Origin of the sequence: Streptosporangium sp. NBC_01469 (assembly GCF_036227305.1) — a bacterium.
Taxonomy (GTDB): domain Bacteria; phylum Actinomycetota; class Actinomycetes; order Streptosporangiales; family Streptosporangiaceae; genus Streptosporangium.
In genome coordinates this window covers 2,115,117-2,131,586 of sequence record NZ_CP109465.1, presented here as the reverse complement: position 1 = coordinate 2,131,586, position 16,470 = coordinate 2,115,117, and the positions used below count along the sequence as shown (strand labels likewise).

The following is a 16,470-nucleotide window of genomic DNA, read 5'->3' as shown; positions in this document are numbered from 1 at the left end:
CCGGTCCTGACGATCGGCGGGGACGGGTCCACCTCACCGAGGTGACGGCGTCCCCGCATCCCCGCGGCATCCCCGCCGGTCGTCAGGGGCGGCGCGCGGCCGCGACGAACAGCGGCACGGCCAGGAGGAGCCGTCCGGTACGCGCGCGTTCGGTCTGTTCCGCCATCCACGTACCGGCGTCATCCGCGGTGACGGCGCCGGCGTCACGGGCGGCACCGGCGGTCCTCGCGAGCATGGGCAGCATCAGCGGGCCGGTGAGGACACCGGTGTGGACCTCCACGGTGACGTCGTCGAATCCGGCGTCCAGCAGGAGGGCGCGATAGGCGCGGGCGGCGCGGGGCGCGGGGATGAGGTCGGCGCGGGCGTGCACGATGGTCCGGGTGAGGGCCGGGGTGTCGGAGTCGATGACGAAGGTGTCCCAGTCCTGCCCGATCAGGACGACGCGGCCGTCCGCAGCAAGCACCCGTCGCGCCTCGCTGAGCGCCCTGGCGGGATCGCCGAACTCGTGGTAGAGCTTCTCGGCGCGATACCCGGCCAGCTCACCGTCCTGGAACGGCAGCTCGCGGGCGTCGCCGACGCGGAGATCCGCGCCGGGCTCGCGCCGGCGCCCCTCGGCGACCATCGGCTCGCTGAGGTCGACACCGGTCGCCCGCGCGCCACGCCGGGTCAGCTCCGCGACGGCCAGGCCGGTTCCGCAGCCGACGTCGACCACGGGGGCCCCGGGCGTGAGGTGGAGCAGGTCGTAGGAGCGGGCGCGCAGCCGGATGGAGTCGGGAAGGGCGTCGAGCGCGTCGAGCAGCCGGACCAGCTCGGTGACGGTGTCGCCTTCCGGCTCCTCCCGTTCTTTCCGTTCTTCCCGCTCTTCCGACCCTGCCCGGTCCGCTTGGCCTACCGGTTCTAGCGGTTCTACCCGGTCCGCATGGTCTGCTCGGTCTGTGACGGTGTCATTGGACATGTCATCGAGGATGCGACTTAATGCCGACATGAAGTCAAGTGACGATGGCGCGATGATGAGCATCGGCGAGATCGCCCGGCGGTTCGGCCTGCCCACCCATGTCCTGCGGCACTGGGAGTCCATGGGACTTCTGACCCCCGCCCGTGCCGGGGCCGACCGTCGCCGCTACGACCGTGACCATCTTTGCCGGGTCGCGGTGATCCTGCGGGCCAAGGAAGCCGGGTTCTCCCTCGCCGACATCCGGGAAATGATCGCCACCGGCGATCCGGAGGCGCGGCGCGACATCCTGCGCCGCAGGCACGCGGACCTGACACGACGCGTCGCCCAGGCGCGGTCGTCGCTCCACATGATCGAATGTGCCCTGAGCTGCGACCATGAGGATTTCACCGGTTGCGCCCACTTCCAGCGCACCCTGGCGGAGAAGATCGGCGTGTGACCGTGCGCGACGGGCTCGGTGAGAGCGGCGCCCGTCGCGGCACGTTCAGGAACGGACGAGGCGGGCGATGGCGTCGGACGCCTCCCTCACCTTCTCCTCGGCCTCGGCGCCGCCCTTGGCGGTGGCCTCGGCCACGCAGTGCGCCAGGTGCTCTTCCAGCAGGGACAGCGCGAAGGACTGCAAAGCCCGGTTGGCCGCCGACACCTGGGTGAGGATGTCGATGCAGTACTTGTCCTCCTCGACCATCCGCTGCAGGCCCCGCACCTGTCCCTCGATCCGGCGCAGCCGCCGCAGATGGTCCTGCTTGCTGGCAGTGTATCCGTGCATCTCTCCCCCTCCGCTTGGCCTCCCCTGTCAAAGAATACCCCCCGATAGTATTTAAGGCAGCCTCGCGAACCGGACCCGGCTACCCGCCGCCGACCGCCTCGGCGGGAGGCGACACGGACTCCCACCCGCGCAGCAGCCCCCGGGTGGCGACCGTGACCGCGCAGCGCTGCGCGGCGTACGTGAGGGCCATGCTGTGGTGTTCCGGGGAGAAGTCGGCGACGGCGTCGGCGACGAGGAACGGTTGGAGGTCCTGCATGAAGGCGTCGCAGGCGGTCATGAGGCAGCCGATGTGCGCGTAGACACCGCAGACGATGATCTGGTCGCGCCCCATGGCCTCCATCCGGGCACGCAGGTCGGTCCGGTGAAAGGCGCTGTAGCGCCACTTGGTGAGCAGGATGTCGGGCTCCGCGGGGAGGAGGCTCGCGACGATCTCGCTCTCGCGGAGGCCGGGGATGCCCGAGCCCCAGAAGTCCTGGAGCAGGCCGCGCTCGTGTCTGCTCTGGCCACTGGGCTGCATCGAGTAGACGACGGGGATCCCCAGCCCGGCGCAGGCGTCGCGCAGGAGACCGATGTTGGCGATGAGCCCGGTCAGCGGTGAGACACCGGCGGCGAAGGGGGCGAGGAAGTAGTTCTGCATGTCGTGGACCAGCAGGATGGCGCGGCGCGGCTCAGGGCGCCAGCTCACCCGGTTCTCGGGAAGGTCGCCCTCTCCCGGCAGCGGGTAAGGGGCGATCTGGGGAAGGGCCACGGGCACTGTCTCCTTTCCTGCTTTCCTGCGGTGGCGGATCTTTCCTGCGATGGCGGGCCGTCTCCCGGCGTGGTGAATCGGCTCCCACGCGACAGGCCGGCTCCCACGCTGACGGGCCGTTCCATGACGACGGGCCGTTCCATGACGACGGGCCGTTCCATGACGACGGGTCGTTTCCCGTGACGGCGGGTCAGCGGTCCTGGTCCAGGCCGACGGCGCGGAGCATGGTCTGGAACTTGGCGGTGGTCTCGGCGAGCTCGGTCTCCGGTACCGACCCCGCGACGATCCCCGCGCCCGCGAACAGCCTCAGGGTCTGGTCGGCGATCTCGGCGCAGCGGATGGTCACCACCCACTCGCCGTCGCCCGTCGCGTCGCCCCACCCGACCAGGCCGGCGTACAGGCCGCGATCGAACGACTCGATCTCCTCGATCGCCCTGCGCGCGGCACCCGCGGGCGTACCGCAGACGGCGGGGGTGGGGTGCAGCATGGTGGCCAGCTCCAGCGACGTGACCGCCGGGTCGTCCAGCACGCCGGTGATCCGGGTCGACAGGTGCCACATGGAGGCGGTGGACAGCGGCGAGGGCCCGGCGGGAACCGACAGCTTGCTGCAGTACGGGCGCAGCGCCTCCACGATGCTCTCGATCACCAGGGCGTGCTCGCGGAGGTCCTTGTCCGAGGCGAGCAGGGCACGGGCCCGTTCGCGGTCGACGACGGGGTCCGGGTGGCGGGGCGCGGATCCCGCGAGCGGGTTCGTCGTGATCCGGCGGCCGGAGCGGGAGACGAGCAGTTCGGGGCTGGCTCCCAGGAGGGTGCGGGCCGTGTCGTCGCCCGACGGCAGGTCGACCGCGTAGCCGTAGGCCTGCGGGTCGCGCCGGACGAGGTTGCGCAGGACGCGGCCGACGTCGACGGGGGCGCCCATGGTGATGTCCAGGGTACGCGCCAGCACGATCTTCTGGAGCTCTCCGGCGGTCAGCTTGGCCAGCGCCTTCTCCACGCCGCGTACGTAGTCGCCGGGGTCGGAGACCGGGCCGAATCCGGTGAACGTCCCCGTGATCCGCTCGGGGGCGGCGGAGAGACCGGCCGGTGGGCTCGTCCAGCAGACGGCGGCGGGTACCAGCAGGCGCGCGGGACGGTCGTCGCGGAAGGGGATCGCGCCCACCACGACGGGGTTGGGGTGACCGGAGTCCCGTGCGTCGCGCAGGGTCGAGGCGACGCGGCCCTGCAGGCTCGTCGTCCCGGAATCGGGAACCTCCCGGACCACCCCTCTGGCGAGCAGGGTCCGGGTCGGCGAGGTGAAGAAGAAGGTGCCGGGCTCGTAATCTCCCAGAAGGTCGGGCATTCGAGACATGGTGAGGGCGTCGTTCGGCGACATGGTTAAGAGGTCTCCTGTCGGGAGGGATCCAGGAATGGGGGTGCCGCACTACGACCGGAGCGTGGCGCCCCCGTCGACGTACAGGTCCTGCATGGTGATGTGCCTGGCACGGTCGGAGGCCAGGAAGAGGACGGCGTCCGCGATGTCGGCGGGATCGGCCAGCCTGCCGAGGGGGATGCCCACCCGGAAACTGGCCGGTGAGCCCTCGATGGCCGTCCGGGCGTCGTGGCCGCCGGTCCACAGAGCACGCTGCATGGGGGTGTCGGTGGAACCGGGCGACACCACGTTGCAGCGGATGCCGTACGGCGCCAGCTCCAGGCCGAGGCACTTGGTGAACTGCGCGGCGGCGGCCTTGGAGGCGGCGTAGGCCGACATGTTCATCCGGGGCACGCCCGCGGCGTTGGACCCCACGGTGACGATCGCCCCGGATCTGCGGGGGATCATCCGACGGGCCACCGCGCGGGACAGGTGGAAGACCCCGCCGGTGTTGACGGCGAAGGTGCGGGCCCAGTCGTCGTCGCTGATGGCGACGGCCGGTCCTGAGCAGAGCACTCCGGCGACGTTGACGAGCAGCTCGATCGGGCCGAGATCGGCCTCGACCCGCGCGACCACGTCGTCGACGGCGGCGCTGTCGGTGATCTGGCAGGGGTAGGCGACCGCGACGCCGAGCCCGGCGGCGACCCGCTCGACCCGCTCCGCGTTCACGTCGAGAGCGGCGACGCGTGTGCCTGTCGCAGTCAGGGCTCGCGCCACCGCCTCTCCGATGCCCTGTGCCGCACCGGTGACCATGGCCACCGCGCCTTCCGTCACCATGCCCTCACTGTCCTTGCCGCCCTTACTGTCCCTGCCGCCTACGCGTTACCGCGGCCCTCGCCACGGTCAGCCTGTGCCGGTAGGCAGGTTAGCCCCATCACTTTGGGTCGCGCAGCAAAAACTTATAGTTACTTTTCACAGATCAGGAGGACATCACGGCGGTTAGTGGGAACACTCCGGACTGCGGGCCGTTGTGATCCGGGGAGACCCCGGGCGACGGATCGACCCCCGGTGGCAGCTCTCCTGAGCGGAGCCGGTTCCCGTGCTCCCGCCCAGTTGAGGGGCGAATTGCCGCGTTTATGGTTAGTCAACGTCGTGTCAACCACCATGACTTACCATCGTCCATCGTGACAAGTCAGGATATTTCCGGGCGACAGACATACATTCCCTCTGCGCCCCCGGTCGAACCTCCCGTAGAGCCTGTGGAACCTGTGGAGTCTGTGGAGGAGGAGAACAACAGCGGCGTCCTGGCGATGATCGAGCGCATCGGCTCGGTCGTCGTCCCGATCGGCGTCGCGCTCTACGCCGTCCTCTACCTCGGCGTGGAGCAGATGTACGGGGTGTTTAACATCAGCCCGCAACAGGCGGGAATCGACCAGTCCGTCCTGCTCGGCCGGCTGATGGGGACGCTGATCCTGCTCCTGCTGGTCGTCCTGCCGCTTCTCGGCCTCGTCGTCGGAATCGGCTGGCTGGCCGACAAGGTGACCCGCGGCGCGGTCGGAAGGTCCACGGCGGCCGTACGGCGACGGCCCTGGGTGGCCGCCCTGATCGCCGCGCTGTGGTGCGGCGCGACCTACTGGGGCCTGCTGGACCTGATGGGCGGACTCGACCTCGCCGCCATGGTCGTCGTGGCGGTGGGACTGGGCGTGCTGACGTTCCTGGTGCCGTTCCGGCTGCTGCGCCGCAAGCCCGTCGGCCGCGCCGGCATGAAGGTGCTCACCGGCGCTCTCACGGGCATCGGCCTGGGGTTCCTGCTGATCCTGCAGATGATGACGGGAGCGGTCAAGGTGCAGGAGACGGGCCAGGCCAACGACCTCCTCCCCTTCGTCGGCTTCCAGGACCAGTGGACCGTCATCAAGAACGCCGAGGACGACAAGCCCCTCTACGAGGGCCGGTGGATGATGCTGCTCGGCGAGAGCGAGGGCACGTACGTCTTCTACGACTGCGACAAGCTGGAGACCTTCCGGCGCCCGATCGAGACCACGAACCTCGGCAGCATCCAGCTCCAGCCCGAACGGGAGGCGGGCTACAAGTGCGGCACGCTCGCCGAGCAGGACGAGCAGGCCCAGGCGAGCGAGGGTCAGTAGGCGTACTCCGTTCCTCGCAACGCCCATGGCGGCAGGACCCGATGTTCCGGGTCCCGCCGCCGGGGACGGCACGGGGGATCGGTGCGGAGGTCGGCTCCCGCACCGGTGCCGTCAGAACGAGATGCCGTGTCGGCACACCGCTGTCAGGACGGGATGCGAATACGGCACTCCGGCGTCAGGACGGGGTACCGTCCGCGCCGCACTTGATGACCGGGCGGATGCAGTCACGCACGCGACGCTCCATCTCGGCCACCGGCCAGGCGTTGAAGAAGTCGCCGTGCATCGTGTATCCGGCGCCCGACGCCAACCTGAAGTTGGCCGGGTTCCCGCTCACCGGGTAGCGCAGCACCTGGCGCAGCTTCGGCACCGGCACCGGGTGCGAGGCCGGGCAGGCCTGGTTGACCGGGTAGGCCATGTGACTCTTGTGGTCGGGCGAGTCCAGGTTCTGGCCGTCCCAGCACTGCGGGAAGTCCAGGTAGGACTCCATCATGGTGCCCGCCGGACAGTTCACGAAGTCCTTGGACGGCGGGACGTGACCGGCGTGCAGGCACGACCAGCGGGCGTTGCTGGTCGGGTCGTTGGGGGTGGTCGCCTTGGCGTTGCCCGCGACGATCCGCAGGCCGAGGGGGAGCGCCTGGGTCCTGGCGACGATGTCGGCGCGCACGCCCTCACCCAGGTAGTAGAACGTGGTGATGGTCGGCTCCACCGGGGTGTTGCCGTTGTACAGGGTCGGCACCCAGTACGACGACAGGTCGGTGCGCGGGTTGCAGTTGGTGGGGGAGTTCTGCAGGGACGCGAGGGTCGTGTTGGCGTTGGTGGTGGTGCTGCCGAAGAAGCTGTGCATGTGCGACGCGCCGGGCATGCCCGGGAAGATGATCGGGTCGTCGGGCAGCCGGTGGCTGAACGGGCAGTCGGCGAGGAACTCCGCCACCCGTACGACCGCCGCGGACGAACTCCCTGCCTGGGCCTTCGAGGTCGCGCTTGCCTGGGTGGTGTGGATGACGAGGGACGTGCCCAGGAGCGCCACTATGGCGGCCACCAGGGTCAGTGGGCGTAACCGGCTTCGTAGGCGGGCTGGGGCTAGTGCCGGGTGCATGGATGGACTCCTTTTTGGGGGGACTCCGGCCGTTGGGGCTCCGGTTCTGGGGGAGGCTCCGGCACGGCTCGGGCGAGCCGTGCCGGAGGGGAGGGACTACTTGTAGACGCGCACGTAGTCGACGACCATCTGCTTCGGGAAGCCGGTGCTGGCGTCCGGCGGGCCGGGCCAGTCACCGCCCACCGCGAGGTTGAGGATGATGTAGAACGGGTGGTCGAAGACCCACGGTCCCCGTGTCGCCTCGACCTGCGCCTTGCTCAGGGTGAGGACCGTCCGGCCGTCCAGGGTGTAGACGATGCCCTTGCTGTCCCAGGTGGCGGCCCAGACGTGGAAGTCGTCCGAGAAGTCCGCGCCGTTGGGCAGCGTGTACGGGGCACCGATGCCGCCGCCACCGTTGTAGGCGGGGGCGTGGATGGTCGAGTAGGAGGTCTTGACGTCCTTGCCGAGCACCTCGAGGATGTCGATCTCCCCGTTGTACGGCCAGGGCCTGCCGGTGAGGAAGTCGGCGCCCATCATCCAGAACGCCGGCCACAGGCCGTTGCCCTTCGGGACCTTGACGCGGGCCTCGACCTTGCCGTAGGTGAAGGTGAACTTGCCGCCGGTGTTGATGCGGCCGGAGGTGTACTGGCAGGGTCCACCCGGGCAGGCCGATCCCGCGGTGGTCTCCTGCCGCGCCGTGATGACGAGGTTGCCGTTGCCGTCCATCGCGGTGTTCTCGGGCTTGTAGTACTCAAGCTCGTTGTTCGGACCGGTTCCCGGGTCCTGGGTCCACTTGGCCGCGTCGGGCCTGGTGCCCGCGCCACCGTTGAACTCGTCACTCCAGACGAGCGTCGTCGGCGGGTTGGCCGGGTCCGGCGGGAGCGGCGGCGGCGTGATCGGGGCGCCACCGGTGCCCCAGACCTGGAACTCCCACAGCGAGTAGCCGTACGGGGTGGCGCGCTGGGTGCCGTACATGCGCACGTAGCGGCCGGTGCCGTTGACGGTCAGCGTCTGCTTGAAACCGGTGCCGGTGGTCGTGGTGTAGATCGGCGTCCAGGTGGTGTTGTTGTCCGACACCTGGATCTGGAACGCCCTGGCGTAGGCCGGGTCCCACTGGAGGACGACCTGCTTGATCTGCGCTGTCGCGCCGAGGTCGACGGAGATCCAGCCCGGGTCGACCCAGCCGGTGGTGGAGCTGGTCGCCCAGCGGGAGGCCGCGTCGCGGTCGAACGCCCTGGCCGGGGTGCACTCCCAGCAGTTCCCGTCGCTCTGGGAGGTCGAGGCCGCGCCGGGCCTGCCGTAGGACAGCAGCTTGAGCGCGCCCGGGTCGGGGTCGGGGGTGGGAGTGGGGGTCGGAGTGGGAGGAGTGCCGCCGATGGTCCCGTAGACCTGGAACTCCCACAGCGAGTAGCCGTACGGGGTGGCGCGCTGGGTGCCGTACACGCGCACGTAGCGGCCGGTGCCGTTGACGGCCAGCGTCTGGTTGCCGCCGGTGCCGGTGGTCGTGGAGTGGATCGGCGTCCAGGTGGTGCCGTCGGGCGAGGTCTGGATCTGGAAGGCCCTGCCGTAGGCGGTCTCCCAGTTCAACGACACCTGCGTGATGGTCGCGCTGGCGCCGAGGTCGACCTGGATCCACTGCGGGTCGCTGAACCCGCTGGACCAGCGGGTGCCCGCGTTGCCGTCGACGGCCGCGGACGCGGGGAAGACCGCGTTCTCCGAGGACGAGGCGGTCGCCGTCTTCCCCTGTGAGAGCAGGGCGTCGGCGGCCGCCGCGGGCATGATCGCGAGACAGGACGTGACGAGGGTGACGGCCGCGGCTATCAGTAGGGCCATGCGGCGGCCGGGACTTCGGGACGAGGGCATCGCGTCTCCTCGGGGGTGGGGGGTGCGTACCGGTAGCGAGTCGGGGAGCGCTCTCTCAACCAGAGATTGCTCTCGTCCGACAGGGGCTGTCAAGTGTCCGTTTAACCAGGATGAAACGGGCTACACATGATCCGGCAATCAACTGCACACCTCGGGGAGCGCTCCCGGATAATCCTTTGCATCGTTACAACACGCTGTGAGCTGGGCCTAAGAAGATCCTTTCCGGGGAGCGCTTTCCCGGATTTTCTTCGTCGGCCGCTGCGAGGGAAAAACCGGCGCCGTTCGGGACATTGACAGAAATCTCCCTTCCGGTCACCCTTTGTGAGGGAGCGCTCTCTTCATGATCACCGAGCTAAGCTTGGGAAAGGGTGGGACCGCACGTTCAGGCACCACCGACCAACCGGCGGTACGAACTGCGGGAGAACCACATGAGACGACCCACCCTGGAGGCTGTCGCCACCCGGGCCGGCGTGTCCAAGTCAACGGTCTCCAGGGTGGTGAACGGCGAGCCGACGGTCGCCACCGACATCCGCGACCTCGTCATGCGGGCGGTGAACGAGCTGGGTTACATCCCCAACCCCGCGGCGCGCAGCCTGGTCACCCGGCGCACCGACTCCATCGCGGTGATCGTCTCCGACCCGTCGGCCGGACTCGTCTCCGACGACCCGATGTTCTCCACGGTCGTGCGCGCGGCCAGCCGCGAGTTCGAGGCGGCGGGCAAGCAGGTCATGCTCATGCTCGCCGGCTCCGACGACGCCCGCGTGCGGGCCCGGCAGTTCGTGGCCGCCCGCCATGTGGACGCGGTCATGATCGTTTCGATGCACGGCGCCGACCCCCTGCCGGCGGCGCTCGCCGCCACGGGCGTCCCCCTCGTCTCCCACGGCAGGCCCGCCTCCCGGCTGGACGTGCCGTGGGTCGACAACGACAACACCGGCGGGGCCGCCCAGGCGGTACGGCACCTGCTGGAACGGGGACGGCGCCGGATCGCCACGATCTCCGGGCCGCTGGACATGTCCGCCGCCCAGGACAGGCTCGGCGCCTACCGCGAGGTCCTGAGCGAGACCGGACGGCGCTCGATCGTGGCCATCGGCGACTTCACCCGGATCTCCGGGGCCGAGGCCATGGCGCAACTGCTTGAGGACGACCCCGCACTGGACTCGGTGTTCGCCGCCAACGACCTGATGGCGATCGGCGCCATGCGGGCGCTGCGCCGGGCGGGCCGACGGGTGCCCGACGACGTGGCGGTGGTGGGGTACGACGACATCGAGGCGGCCCTCTACACCGATCCCCCGCTCACCACGGTGCGCAGCCCCATGGGCGAGCAGGCCGCCGCCTCGGCCCGCCTGCTGCTCGGCCTGCTGAGAGGCGAGCCCGCGACCCCGGTGATCCTTCCGACCCAGCTCGTGGTCAGGGAGTCCAGCTAGCCGGAGTCCGGACGAGGCGCACGGCGTCCGGCCTGTTCCGCCGGCACGAAAGCACCGGGAGACATCGGGTGAGGATCGGAAGCTCGGCAGCGAGAGCCACACCACTGACTTTTATCCGAATAATCATCCCAAAAATCCTTACAGACAATAAATAACACCCATCTCGGATATGTGAGCCGATAGGGCGGCGGCCCGCCGAGCACATGCGGCGGGAAAATTCAATAATTTAGATATATCCCCGCCATTGACGAATCCGTTTAAACCTCGTTAACGAGGGCTGCGCTTTGCCGTGTCGATCATCGGGTAACTCCTGCTTGCCGCCACTATCGCGGTTTAAGCAATCTGTTTCCCTGGAATCACAAAAGACATGGAATGCGATGACTTCTAGCGGTAGAAGACGGACTCACATTATTAATTCCGGCAAACGCGCTCGAAACTGGTCCGCCGCGACAACAGCGATCGGCGCTATTCTGGCGCTTTCCTGCCAGGCACCGGCCGACGCCGTCGCGGGCATCACGGGAATCCCTTTCCTCAACGCCGGGACCACCGGCGACGAGACCGCTCCGGTTCGCAAGGCGGCCGGCGGATTCGACCATTCACGTGTCCATGTGATGGGGAACATCGCACGGAAGGGCTGCAAGTGCCGGAGGAAGCGCTGCTGGTGCCGCGACGGCCGTGACGGCCGTGACGGCGAGGACGGCGAGGACGGCGAGGACGGCCGTAATGGCCGTAATGGCCGTGACGGCGAGGACGGCCGTGACGGCGAGGACGGGCTGCCGGGAATCGGGCTGCCCGGTCCTCGCGGCCCTGCCGGTTCCACGGGTTCGGTGGGACCGGTGGGACCGGTGGGTCCAGCGGGCGGTCCCCCCGGCCCAACCGGGCCGGCGGGGCCTGCGGGACCGGCAGGACCGGCGGGGCCGCCCGGAGAGACCGGAGCCACCGGACCGGCAGGCGCCACGGGCGCGACCGGAGCGACGGGCGAGCCAGGAGCAGCGGGACCGGCGGGAGCAAACGGCGCCCCCGGCGCCACGGGCCCGACAGGACCCGCAGGGCCCATCGGACCCGCCGGAGCGGACGGAGCGGACGGAGCGGACGGCCTTACAGGACCCGCGGGCCCCATCGGGCCTGCCGGGCCTACCGGGCCCGCTGGCCTCACAGGCCCGGCGGGAGCCGACGGCGCGGTAGGACCCGCAGGACCCATCGGACCGGTCGGCCCCACAGGATCAGCAGGCCCGGCAGGACCGGCAGGAACCGACGGCGCAATCGGACCAGCAGGACCCACCGGCCTCACAGGCCCAGCGGGAGCCGACGGCGCGGCCGGCCCGATCGGACCCACCGGACCAGCAGGACCCATCGGACCCACAGGCCCGGCAGGCCGAGCAGGCCTGGCAGGCCTGGCAGGCCTGGCAGGAGCAGCCGGCGCGATCGGACCAGCAGGACCAGCAGGACCAGCAGGAGCAGACGGCGCCGTCGGACCCGCAGGACCCGCAGGAGCAGACGGCGCGGCCGGACCCGCAGGACCCGCAGGAGCGGAAGGTCCGGCAGGAGCCGACGGCGCGGCCGGACCAGCAGGACCCACCGGTCTCACAGGCCCAGCGGGAGCCGACGGCGCGGCCGGACCGGCAGGACCCGCAGGCCCAGCGGGAGCTGATGGCGCCGTCGGACCCGCAGGACCCGCAGGAGCGGAAGGTCCGGCAGGAGCGGAAGGTCCGGCAGGAGCGGAAGGTCCGGCAGGAGCGGAAGGTCCGGCAGGAGCCGACGGCGCGGCCGGACCCGCAGGCCCAGCGGGAGCGGAAGGATCCGCAGGCCCAGCGGGAGCCGACGGCGCGATCGGACCGGCAGGACCCGCAGGACCGGCGGGAGCGGAAGGACCGGCAGGAGCCGACGGCGCGGCCGGACCAGCAGGACCCACCGGTCTCACAGGCCCAGCGGGAGCCGACGGCGCGGCCGGACCCGCAGGCCCAGCGGGAGCGGAAGGATCCGCAGGCCCAGCGGGAGCCGACGGCGCGGCCGGACCGGCAGGACCCGCAGGCCCAGCGGGAGCTGATGGCGCCGTCGGACCCGCAGGACCCGCAGGACCCGCAGGAGCGGAAGGTCCGGCAGGACCAGCAGGCCCGGCGGGAGCGGACGGCGCGGTGGGACCCATCGGCCTGACCGGAACCACCGGGGCCACCGGCCCCGCAGGCGCGGACGGCGCGGTAGGACCGGCCGGACCCGCAGGAGCCGACGGCGCGGCCGGACCAGCAGGACCCATCGGTCTCACAGGCCCAGCGGGAGCCGACGGCGCGGTAGGACCCGCAGGACCGGCAGGAGCGGAAGGACCCGCAGGAGCGGAAGGCCCGGCAGGAGCCGACGGCGCGGCCGGACCAGCAGGACCCGCAGGACCGGCGGGAGCGGAAGGTCCGGCAGGAGCGGAAGGACCCGCAGGCCCAGCGGGAGCCGACGGCGCGATCGGACCGGCAGGACCCGCAGGACCGGCAGGACCGGCAGGCCCAGCGGGAGCTGATGGCGCCGTCGGACCCGCAGGACCGGCGGGAGCGGAAGGTCCGGCAGGAGCGGAAGGTCCGGCAGGAGCAAACGGCGCGGCCGGACCAGCAGGACCCGCAGGAGCGGAAGGCGCCGTCGGACCCGCAGGACCCGCAGGAGCGGAAGGTCCGGCAGGACCAGCAGGCCCGGCGGGAGCGGACGGCGCGGTGGGACCCATCGGCCTGACCGGAACCACCGGGGCCACCGGCCCCGCAGGCGCGGACGGCGCGGTAGGACCGGCCGGACCCGCAGGACCGGCGGGGCCGGCGGGACCAGCGGGGCCCATCGGCCTGACCGGAGCCACCGGAGCGACGGGGCCCGCGGGGCCGAGCATCCTGATCACCATGCAGGCCGTCGAGGGAACGGCGACTCTCGTTCCTCCGGGCACGACGGTGACCGTTCTCGGTGGCATATGCCCGGTGGGCACGCTCGCCGTCGCCGGAGAGTGGAGTGGCAGCGCCCTGGGGGTCGACGTGACGGCCTCCGAGTCGGTGGTCGGCAACCGATGGAGTGTCACATTCGCCAACGGCGGAGCGCTCTCACCCCTCGTGACGGTCTCCAGCTCATGTATGGGGCCCGCGTAAGGGCTCGTGTTCACCGCGGTGGCGGCGTGATCCAGCCCTCCGTACGAGAGCCCTCCATCGAGAGTCCTCCGTACGAGCCTCCGTACGAGAGTTCTCTTGGGCAGTGTGAGTGGATTCGGTCGCTCACGGTGACGGGCGGTCGAGGTGGAGGGGTTTCGTCCGGGGATGGATACCGGATGGCTGTGGCCGGATCACGCCATCGCCGGTGGGCGGCGAGCCCCTCGACGGGAACCGCGGTCGACGGGGATCGCCTACGTTGGCGGTCTCGTCGGCGGTCTCGTCGTCCGTTCACCGGCGGTGCGCCGGACCGGTCCCTCCCCGTCCGGCGATCGCTCGAAAAAATGATCACCGGAAACAGGCATGGGGCCGCCGAGCGGTGTGGTCCACTCCAGCTCATTGCGAGACCGCCCAGACGGCCGGGAATCCGGCCGGCCCCGACGGCGCGGAAAGCGGTGTGGAGCGTCCGGCCCGGATCGGAAAGTCGTCGGCGAAACCGCAGCGATCTCACCGCGGGCCACGGTCGGTGAATCACACCAAAATTCTCGCGACGCCCAAGAAATCCGAATTCCGGCGATTAATCACAGAGCAGGAGGCCTCTGGAAAACATGGCTTTCAAGCTCAACAACCTGGACACATTCCCATCGTTGACGAATACGTTTAAACCTCGTTAACCAGGTCCGAGCTTTGCCGTGTCGATCATCGGGTAACTCCTGCTTGCCGCCACCGTCGCGGTTTAAGCAATCCGATTCCCTGGAATCACAAAAGACATGGAATGCTATGACTTCTAGCGGTAAAAGACGGGCTCAAACCATTAATTCCGGCAAATACGCTCGAAACTGGTCCGTCGCAACAACAGCAATCGGTGCCATTCTGGCACTTTCCTGCCAGACGTCGGCCAACGCCGTGACCGATACCACGGGCACCATTCTTCTCAATACGCGAGACGCCGGCAGCGAGACCGTTCCGGTTCGGAGAATGACCGGCGCGCTGGACGACGTGCGTGTGCCCCCGATGAGAACCCTGGGCCAGAAAAACTGCAAGTGCCAGGGGCAGCTGAACTGCGTGTGCGACCGCGACCGTCCCGGCAGGAACAACCGGGACAGCGGAAAGAGCAGGAGCGGCCGGGACAGCGGAAAGAAATCGTCGAGCCTCGGGCTGCCGCCGGAATCCCCGACCCCGGTGGACCCCACCAAAACGAGCCTTCCGGACGGCCCGCTCGGATCACTCGGCCCTGCGGGGCCGGAAGGACCCGCAGGGCCGGCGGGCCCGGCAGGCGCCAAGGGAGTCGCCGGTCCCGCCGGACCGACGGGAGCGACAGGGGCGAAGGGCGACACCGGCGCCCCAGGCGTGCCGGGGGCGCCGGGCCCGGCGGGCGCGATGGGACCCGCGGGCGCGACGGGTGCCACGGGCCCTGCCGGGCCTGCGGGTACGGCCGGACTCGCAGGCCCGGCCGGACCCGAAGGACTCACCGGACCGATCGGGCCGATCGGACCCGAAGGACCGGCGGGACCCCAAGGACTCACGGGACCGATCGGACCGATCGGACCCGAAGGACCGGCGGGCCCCGAAGGACCCGAAGGACCGGCGGGCCCCATCGGTCCGGAAGGACCGGCAGGACCGGCGGGCCCCGAAGGAGCCACCGGCGCCCCCGGGCCCGCGGGAACGGACGGCGCGGCGGGACCCGTCGGCCCGGCGGGCGAACCGGGTGCCACCGGACCGGTGGGACCGACCGGTGCCACGGGAGCCGCGGGCGTGCCGGGCGCGGCCGGTCCGGAGGGACCCGTAGGACCGGCGGGCCCCGCGGCGCCGACGTCCGCCGTGTCCGTGTCGTACCTGCTCTCCGAACCGATCACCGCGTCGGTCCGGAACGACGGGACGGCACAACTCCGCGACCCGCGAACGACTCCACCCTGGCACAGCCTTTCGAAGATCCCCGGTCATCCCACCGATGTGGTGGACGTCACGACGACGATCCTCCAGGACGGCGCCCTTCCGTACCTTCACCTCACGGTCCAGAATTCGGCCGGTCAGGTCGCCCGGACGAGGTGTCTTCTCGGACGACCGGTTCCGCTGACGGGGGGCTTCTACGCTCCCGGGACGCCTCTCGGGCCTTCCGCGTACCCCGCGAACTGCGACAGGTTCACCAACGAGACACCTCCGCTCTGAAGGACTTCGGAGCCCGACGGGACGAGTGCCTGACGGGATAGCGGAAAACGCCGTGCCCGGCACCGGCCGGGTACGGCGTTCGCCATGTCGAATCCCTCGAACGCACCTGGCCGTACAGTGCCCCGCGAGCACACGGCGCGCACGCGGGCCGTGGAGCGCGTCAGTTCCGGGCGAGGACGAGCCGCGAGGGGTCCTCGCTGGGCAGCGGGACGCGGAGGCGACGCCTGGCGGCGACCGCCCGGCACACGGCGGTGCCCGCGTTCGCGCCCAGCGCGACGACGACGAACAAGCCGAGGCGGAGCAGGTCCGGCCTGCCGAAGCTGAGCTCCCCGGCACCGTTGACCAGGAATCCGGTACCGAAGAACCATGCCATGACGGCCGTCACCAGCGCGACCCCGGCCCGGACCCCGCAGGCGGCGTAGGCGCACACGGCGATCGCCATGATCAGTACGCGGCCGGCGACCTCAGCCGGAGCGAGGAGCAGCGAGGCGGTCGCGGCCGTGGCGACGACGGTGACGAACCCCCCGGCGAGCGAGAATCCCACCGGTTCGGACTCGAACATCGCACTCACGCCTTTCACAAAACGGACATTCGTTGCGGAACGGGCAACTGCCGGGGAACAGGTCTCCGCCCCTCCATGAAATCCCGGGAAATGCCCGCAGACCAATGTCGATATGCTTTCTTCACCCTTTCACTACGTTCGTTTACGCTGTTCCTCACCCGCCGCCGGCCCCGTGGGCCGGTTCCTACAGGCCCACGTCGCGGCGCATCAGGTCCTGTTCCACCTCCCGGCGGACGAGCAGCCTCGCCCGGCCGTTGTGCACGGCGACGACCGGCGGCCTGCCCATGAGGCTGTAGGTCGAGGCCATCGAGT

The 16,470-nt window shown here is 70.3% G+C and carries 15 protein-coding genes; 6 read left to right on the top strand and 9 right to left on the bottom strand.

Translation table 11 applies throughout. The features are described 5' to 3' along the window. Positions 1 to 82 precede the first annotated feature (82 nt). Positions 83 to 955, bottom strand: coding sequence for a methyltransferase domain-containing protein (locus tag OG587_RS09595; RefSeq protein ID WP_329088851.1), 873 nt, complete (start codon positions 953 to 955; stop codon positions 83 to 85). A gap of 28 nt (positions 956 to 983) precedes the next feature. Here OG587_RS09595 and OG587_RS09590 point away from each other — a divergent pair, with 28 nt between their 5' ends. Continuing rightward, the gene (locus tag OG587_RS09590; RefSeq protein ID WP_329088849.1) at positions 984 to 1,391 is read left to right on the top strand and encodes a MerR family transcriptional regulator; all 408 of its coding nucleotides are present in this window, start codon (positions 984 to 986) and stop codon (positions 1,389 to 1,391) included. Positions 1,392 to 1,436: 45 nt separating this feature from the next. Here OG587_RS09590 and OG587_RS09585 read toward each other — a convergent pair whose 3' ends face one another. From OG587_RS09585 to OG587_RS09570, 4 genes are all read right to left on the bottom strand, one after another. Beyond that, positions 1,437 to 1,718, bottom strand: coding sequence for a metal-sensitive transcriptional regulator (locus OG587_RS09585; RefSeq protein WP_329088848.1), 282 nt, complete (start codon positions 1,716 to 1,718; stop codon positions 1,437 to 1,439). 79 nt (positions 1,719 to 1,797) lie between these two features. Next, positions 1,798 to 2,466 carry an isochorismatase family protein gene (locus OG587_RS09580; protein WP_329088846.1) on the bottom strand — a complete coding sequence of 223 codons (669 nt, stop codon included), beginning with the start codon at positions 2,464 to 2,466 and terminating at the stop codon, positions 1,798 to 1,800. Between the two features lie 190 nt (positions 2,467 to 2,656). Then, positions 2,657 to 3,805 carry an isochorismate synthase DhbC gene (dhbC, locus tag OG587_RS09575; RefSeq protein ID WP_329088844.1) on the bottom strand — a complete coding sequence of 383 codons (1,149 nt, stop codon included), beginning with the start codon at positions 3,803 to 3,805 and terminating at the stop codon, positions 2,657 to 2,659. Between the two features lie 81 nt (positions 3,806 to 3,886). Then, positions 3,887 to 4,651 (bottom strand): 2,3-dihydro-2,3-dihydroxybenzoate dehydrogenase, encoded by a 765-nt coding sequence (locus OG587_RS09570; protein WP_329088842.1) that lies wholly within the window; start codon positions 4,649 to 4,651, stop codon positions 3,887 to 3,889. Between the two features lie 422 nt (positions 4,652 to 5,073). Here OG587_RS09570 and OG587_RS09565 point away from each other — a divergent pair, with 422 nt between their 5' ends. Continuing rightward, positions 5,074 to 5,958, top strand: coding sequence for a hypothetical protein (locus OG587_RS09565; protein ID WP_329088840.1), 885 nt, complete (start codon positions 5,074 to 5,076; stop codon positions 5,956 to 5,958). A gap of 175 nt (positions 5,959 to 6,133) precedes the next feature. On the opposite strand, the gene OG587_RS09560 is transcribed toward OG587_RS09565, so the two are convergent. Next, positions 6,134 to 6,997 (bottom strand): DUF1996 domain-containing protein, encoded by an 864-nt coding sequence (locus OG587_RS09560; protein WP_329088837.1) that lies wholly within the window; start codon positions 6,995 to 6,997, stop codon positions 6,134 to 6,136. Positions 6,998 to 7,150: 153 nt separating this feature from the next. Further along, on the bottom strand, positions 7,151 to 8,896 hold the full coding sequence (locus OG587_RS09555) for a discoidin domain-containing protein (protein WP_329088835.1): 1,746 nt from the start codon (positions 8,894 to 8,896) through the stop codon (positions 7,151 to 7,153). Positions 8,897 to 9,324: 428 nt separating this feature from the next. Here OG587_RS09555 and OG587_RS09550 point away from each other — a divergent pair, with 428 nt between their 5' ends. The 4 genes from OG587_RS09550 (at position 9,325) to OG587_RS09535 (ending at position 13,430) form a co-directional block, all read left to right on the top strand. Then, on the top strand, positions 9,325 to 10,320 hold the full coding sequence (locus OG587_RS09550) for a LacI family DNA-binding transcriptional regulator (protein ID WP_329088834.1): 996 nt from the start codon (positions 9,325 to 9,327) through the stop codon (positions 10,318 to 10,320). 1,650 nt (positions 10,321 to 11,970) lie between these two features. Continuing rightward, the gene (locus tag OG587_RS09545) at positions 11,971 to 12,474 is read left to right on the top strand and encodes a hypothetical protein (RefSeq protein WP_329088832.1); all 504 of its coding nucleotides are present in this window, start codon (positions 11,971 to 11,973) and stop codon (positions 12,472 to 12,474) included. 351 nt (positions 12,475 to 12,825) lie between these two features. Beyond that, positions 12,826 to 13,032 (top strand): hypothetical protein, encoded by a 207-nt coding sequence (locus tag OG587_RS09540; protein WP_329088831.1) that lies wholly within the window; start codon positions 12,826 to 12,828, stop codon positions 13,030 to 13,032. Beyond that, entirely contained in the window at positions 13,014 to 13,430 is a 417-nt protein-coding gene (locus tag OG587_RS09535) for a hypothetical protein (RefSeq protein WP_329088829.1), read from the top strand. The genes OG587_RS09540 and OG587_RS09535 overlap by 19 nt, the downstream gene beginning before the upstream one ends. Before the next feature lie 2,326 nt (positions 13,431 to 15,756). On the opposite strand, the gene OG587_RS09530 is transcribed toward OG587_RS09535, so the two are convergent. Both OG587_RS09530 and OG587_RS47100 read right to left on the bottom strand, forming a co-directional pair. After that, complete coding sequence (locus tag OG587_RS09530; RefSeq protein WP_329088827.1) at positions 15,757 to 16,158, bottom strand: hypothetical protein; 402 nt, start codon at positions 16,156 to 16,158, stop codon at positions 15,757 to 15,759. A 184-nt stretch (positions 16,159 to 16,342) separates the two neighbouring features. Continuing rightward, complete coding sequence (locus OG587_RS47100; RefSeq protein ID WP_443075654.1) at positions 16,343 to 16,465, bottom strand: hypothetical protein; 123 nt, start codon at positions 16,463 to 16,465, stop codon at positions 16,343 to 16,345. Positions 16,466 to 16,470 lie beyond the last annotated feature (5 nt).